At 62.7% G+C, this 3,476-nt stretch carries 2 protein-coding genes; one reads left to right on the top strand and one right to left on the bottom strand.

Features of this window, described 5'->3' with window-relative positions; genetic code table 11:
• Positions 1 to 1,469, top strand: a 1,469-nt coding sequence (locus IRZ12_RS16645; protein ID WP_296470913.1) for a GGDEF domain-containing protein, incomplete at its 5' end; no start/stop codon positions are given.
• Between the two features lie 108 nt (positions 1,470 to 1,577).
• Here IRZ12_RS16645 and glmS read toward each other — a convergent pair.
• Positions 1,578 to 3,410 (bottom strand): glutamine--fructose-6-phosphate transaminase (isomerizing), encoded by a 1,833-nt coding sequence (gene glmS, locus IRZ12_RS16640; protein ID WP_296470910.1) that lies wholly within the window; start codon positions 3,408 to 3,410, stop codon positions 1,578 to 1,580.
• Between the last annotated feature and the right edge of the window lie 66 nt (positions 3,411 to 3,476).

Genomic DNA, 3,476 nt, shown 5'->3' with positions numbered 1-3,476 from the left:
CCTGCGAAGGTAGTCAGAATGTCCGGCTCAAGCGGCCCGTGAACATTCGAGATTCGCTCCGCGCCAAACTGCGGGCTTCGGCTCCCCTGCGAGTGGCGGCGGTGGACGCTCCACCCCTGGTTAGGTATGACGCCAAGCGCGGAACCTACGAGGGGATCGCGATTGACGTCCTCTGCCTGATCGCCGCGGAGCTGGGCATCTCTTTCGAGATCGCGCCCGGCCGGGATCAAACCGTATACGACAAACTGCGACAGGTGCAGACTGGGCAGGCGGACCTTTTCATTCCGCTGAGTCATTCAGCAGAACGGGCAGAAGCCGGACTTTTCACGAACACGTTCTACAACAGCTATTACGCCGTCATCGCCCGGCAGGGCTCCGGAGTGGTATTGCGCGGTATCAACGACCTGTCGAATTATCGGGTCGGTTATCTGCCAGGTGCTGCGCTCGAGCCCTTGCTCAAGGCCACCGTCCCGCCTGATCGACTCTTCACGTTCAACGAAAGAAGCAGCAATGGGCTGTTCGATGTGGTGCGCAAGGGCACGGTGGATGTCGCCGTGTTCAACAAAGATGTGTTTCAGGAGAAGCGCTACCACAACGAGTACTTCGATCTTGAGGTGATTTACACCGTATACGAGTCCCCTCGCGCCTACCGCTTCTATTTCAGCAAGGCCCCGGACCATGCCTTGCTCGTGGACGCATTCAACCGCTATCTCGCAGCCGTCGATATTTCCGCCTCGGTTGATGCGCACCAGGACGGTGAGCGAGTCCTGTTGGAACGCTACGTCAAGCAACGCAATCAACGCAGCTTGTTGCTATACGCCTGCATCACAGGCGTGGCCTTGCTCGCGGTCGTGTCTGTCGCCCTGCAGCGACATCGCCGCCTGACGCGGCTGTTGAATGAAAAGAATCGATATATCGAGCGACAGCGAAGCGCGCTGCACGAAGCCAACCAGAAACTGGAGCGGCTTACGCGGACGGACTCCTTGACCGAGCTTCCGAATCGCCGGTCTTTCGACGAAGGGCTCGCCGCGGCCTATGCCCGCTATCGGGCGACAGGCACGCCATTGAGCTTACTTGCCATCGATGTCGATAGGTTCAAGCGCATCAATGACGAGTACGGGCATCTCACTGGCGATTCCTATCTTCGGTCCGTCGCCAGGTCGCTTGAACGCAGTGTCGACCGGCAGGGAGCCCACCTGGCTCGCTATGGCGGAGAAGAGTTCGTATGCCTGTTGCCTGCCACCCCCGCGCAGAGCGCCTGCCAGTTGGCGGAGCAGATTCGTCGCGACATCGAGCAGCTCCGCCTGCCGAACGCCGCCGCTACTCCTCCGTGGGTGACGGTAAGCGTCGGGGTCGCGACGGTGGAGGCGGGCGACCCCGGCGCGGAGACACTGGTCGAGGTCGCCGATGCGCAACTCTATCTCGCCAAGGAACGTGGCCGCAATCAGGTGCGTGCCGCGATCGTGTAAGGGGCGGCGATCGCCGCGGTCGCGGATCCAACGGCATCGCGACGCACTAGCCCGGAGTGGCCTCCGGGCTAGTGCCCAGGTTCGCTGGCGTCTAGCGTCGAATCTACGTCACTCCACCGTCACGCTCTTGGCCAGGTTGCGCGGCTTGTCGACGTCGGTGCCGCGCGCGCAAGCCGTGTGATAGGCCAGCAGCTGCATGGGCACGACGTGCAGGATGGGCGAGAGCCACCCGTAGTGCTCGGGCATGCGGATCACGTGGACGCCCGGTTCGGTGCGGATGTTGCTGCCGGCGTCTGCGAATACGTACAGGTGGCCGCCGCGTGCGCGGACTTCCTGCATGTTGGATTGCAGCTTCTTGAGCAGGGCGTCCTGCGGGGCGACCGTGATGACGGGCATCTGGTCGGTCACGAGCGCGAGCGGGCCGTGCTTGAGCTCGCCTGCTGGATAGGCCTCGGCATGGATGTAACTGATTTCCTTGAGCTTGAGCGCGCCTTCGAGCGCGATCGGATAGTGCATGCCGCGCCCGAGGAACAAGGCGTTTTCCTTGCGCACGAACTCTTCCGCCCAGGAGATGATCTGGGGCTCGAGCGCCAGCACGGCCTGGATGGCAACGGGCAAGTGGCGCAGCGTGCGGATGTGGTCTGCCTCCTGTTCGTCGGTCAGGCGGCCCTTGATCTTGGCCAGGGTGAGCGTCAGCAGGAACAGGCCGACGAGCTGCGTCGTGAAAGCCTTGGTCGACGCGACGCCGATTTCCACGCCGGCGCGGGTGAGGAAGTTGAGCTTGCACTCGCGCACCATGGCGCTGGTGGCGACGTTGCAGATCGTGAGCGTATTGGCCATGCCCTGCTGCTGCGCGTGCTTCAGGGCGGCCAGCGTGTCGGCAGTCTCGCCTGATTGCGAGATGGTCACGACCAAGGCCCGCGGGTTGGGCACGCTCGTGCGATAGCGGTATTCACTGGCGATTTCGACGGCGACCGGCACCTGCGCGATGGCTTCGATCCAGTACTTGGCAGTCAGGCCGGCGTAGTAGCTCGTGCCGCAAGCCAGGATGAGCACCGAATCGACTTCGCGGAAGATTTCGTCCGCAGATTCGCCGAACAGTTCGGGGGTAACGGTTTCGATGTCTTGGAGAGTGTCGCCGATGGCGCGCGGCTGCTCGAAGATTTCCTTCTGCATGTAGTGCCGGTAGGGGCCCAGGTCTGCCGCCGCCGTATGGGCGACGACCGTGCGCACCGGGCGCTCCACTTGGTTGCCGTCGGCGTCCACGATCCAGACGCGTCCCAACTGGAGGTCGACCACATCGCCGTCTTCCAGATAGATGATGTCGTTGGAGGTGCCGGTCAGCGCCAGCGCATCGGAAGCGAGGAAGTTTTCGCCCTCACCGACGCCTACCACGAGTGGGGAGCCGTGGCGGGCGCCCACGACGCGATGTGGTTCATCGCGGCAGAATGCCGCGATGGCGTAGGCACCCTGCAGGCGCTTGACGGTTTGTTGCACCGCAGAGAAGAGATCGCCGTCGTACAGGTGATTGAGCAGGTGGGCGATGACTTCCGTGTCTGTCTGGCTTTCGAATTCGTAGCCATAGCCCTGCAGTTCGGACCGCAGGTCTTCGTAGTTCTCGATGATGCCGTTATGCACCAGCGCCACGCGATTGCGGCCGTTGCGGTCGGCCGAGAAATGGGGGTGGGCGTTATTGGTGGCCGGCGTGCCATGGGTGGCCCAGCGCGTGTGGGCGATGCCTGTGAATCCGGTCAGCTGTTCTTCGCCGACCAGGGATTCCAATTGCGCCACCCGCGAGGTGCTGCGGGTGCGGCGCAATTCTCCGTCTAGGTGGACGGCAACGCCGCAGGAGTCATAGCCGCGGTATTCGAGCCGCTTCAGCCCTTCGATCAGGACGGGAACGATGTCGCGTTGGGCGACGGCGCCGACGATGCCACACATGGTGCTTTTCCTTGGGATACGGTGCAGTGCGGCAAATTCTGGTACTTTTGGGATGAAATGTAATTG

Origin of the sequence: Pigmentiphaga sp., assembly GCF_019689535.1 — a bacterium.
Classification (GTDB): domain Bacteria; phylum Pseudomonadota; class Gammaproteobacteria; order Burkholderiales; family Burkholderiaceae_B; genus Pigmentiphaga.
The sequence above is the reverse complement of the archived record's forward strand: the minus strand, read 5'-3'. Positions and strand labels throughout refer to the sequence as shown.

Bases quoted from the DNA above. Each gene is read 5' to 3' on its own strand.
- glmS (WP_296470910.1), bottom strand. From the start codon at position 3,410: ATGTGTGGCATCGTCGGCGCCGTCGCCCAACGCGACATCGTTCCCGTC.